We start from the raw sequence: 1,475 nt of genomic DNA, 5'->3' as shown, positions 1-1,475 counted from the left end.
CATACAATCCCATAACTGTTCTTCCACAGGTTGTTTTACCACATCCAGATTCTCCAACCAATCCTAAAGTTTCACCTTTTCTGATTGTAAAACTAACATCATCTACAGCCTTTAATATTGCCTTAGGCCCTACTTTAAAATATTTTTTTAAATTTTTAACTTCTATAAATTCCTGTGCCATAGTTACTTACCCCCTTACCTTTAAAACACTAGGTGTATCTACTTTTGGAGCATATGGATGATACAACCAACAACTTACTTGATGAGTATCTGTTACCACATTAGTATCAGGCATCATTTCTTTACATATTTCCATGCAATATTCGCATCTATCTGCAAATGGACATCCTACTGGTGGTTTTATTAAATCTGGTGGTGTTCCTCCTAATGAATAAAGTTTATCTTTATTCTTAGTATCTAGTCTTGGTACTGATTGAAGTAATGCCCATGTATATGGATGTTTAGGATTATAGAAAATTTCATCCTTTGTTCCTCTTTCTATAATTTGTCCTGCATACATTACTTGAATTTTATGTGCAACATCTGCAACTACTCCTAAGTCGTGTGTTACTAGAATTACTGCTGTACCTAATTTCTTTTGAAGATCTGCTATAAGTTCCATAATTTGTGCTTGTATAGTAACGTCTAATGCTGTTGTTGGCTCATCTGCTATAAGAATCTTTGGATTACAAGCAAGAGCTATTGCTATCATTGCCCTTTGTCTCATACCACCTGAAAATTCATGTGGATATTGTTTAGATCTTTTTTCTGCATTAGGAAGTCCAACTAATTTTAGCATTTTTATTGCTTCTTCAAGAGCTTCTTTCTTATTCATACCTCTATGAATAATTAAACTTTCTGCTATTTGTTTTCCAACAGTCATAGTTGGATTTAAAGAAGTCATAGGGTCTTGGAATATCATTGATATTTCTGCCCCTCTTAATTCTCTCAATTCTTTCTTAGACATTTTAACTACATCTTTACCATCAAATAAAATTTCAGAGCCTTCCTTTATTTCTCCTGGAGGCATAGGAATTAATCCCATTATTGATTTTGATGTTATAGTTTTTCCACAACCTGATTCTCCAACAACTGCTAGTGTTTCGCCTTTATTTAATTCAAAACTTACGCCTCTTACTGATTGTACCTCACCTGCATAAGTATGAAATGAAACTCTTAAATCTTTAACTTCTAATATTTTATCCATACTTTTTCACTCCCCTTCTACTGACGTAATTTTGGATCTAAAGCGTCTCTTAGTCCATCACCAAGTAATTGGAATGAAAGCATTGTTAAACTTATCATTAACGCTGGGAAAATCATATGATGTGGACTGAATATCATAGTATCTTGAGCATCTGATGCTAACGCACCCCAACTAGTATTTGGTGACTGAATTCCTAATCCTATGAAACTTAAGAAAGCTTCTCCAAATATAAATCCAGGTATATCAAAAGTAATGGAAACTATAATAA

3 protein-coding genes are annotated in these 1,475 nt (G+C 33.4%); all 3 read right to left on the bottom strand.

Features of this window, described 5'->3' with window-relative positions; genetic code table 11:
- Nucleotides 1-181, bottom strand: a 181-nt coding sequence (locus QOZ93_RS13990) for an ATP-binding cassette domain-containing protein (RefSeq protein ID WP_307357469.1), incomplete at its 3' end; no start/stop codon positions are given.
- 6 nt (nucleotides 182-187) lie between these two features.
- Nucleotides 188-1,207 carry an ABC transporter ATP-binding protein gene (locus tag QOZ93_RS13985; protein ID WP_111943630.1) on the bottom strand — a complete coding sequence of 340 codons (1,020 nt, stop codon included), beginning with the start codon at nucleotides 1,205-1,207 and terminating at the stop codon, nucleotides 188-190.
- A 17-nt stretch (nucleotides 1,208-1,224) separates the two neighbouring features.
- The coding region (locus tag QOZ93_RS13980; RefSeq protein ID WP_307357465.1) for an ABC transporter permease subunit at nucleotides 1,225-1,475 on the bottom strand (251 nt) is incomplete at its 5' end.

Source organism: Hathewaya limosa (genome assembly GCF_030815255.1).
GTDB classification, from domain to species: domain Bacteria; phylum Bacillota; class Clostridia; order Clostridiales; family Clostridiaceae; genus Hathewaya; species Hathewaya limosa.
Note: the sequence above shows the minus strand (reverse complement) of the source record. Positions and strands in the feature narration are given on the sequence as shown.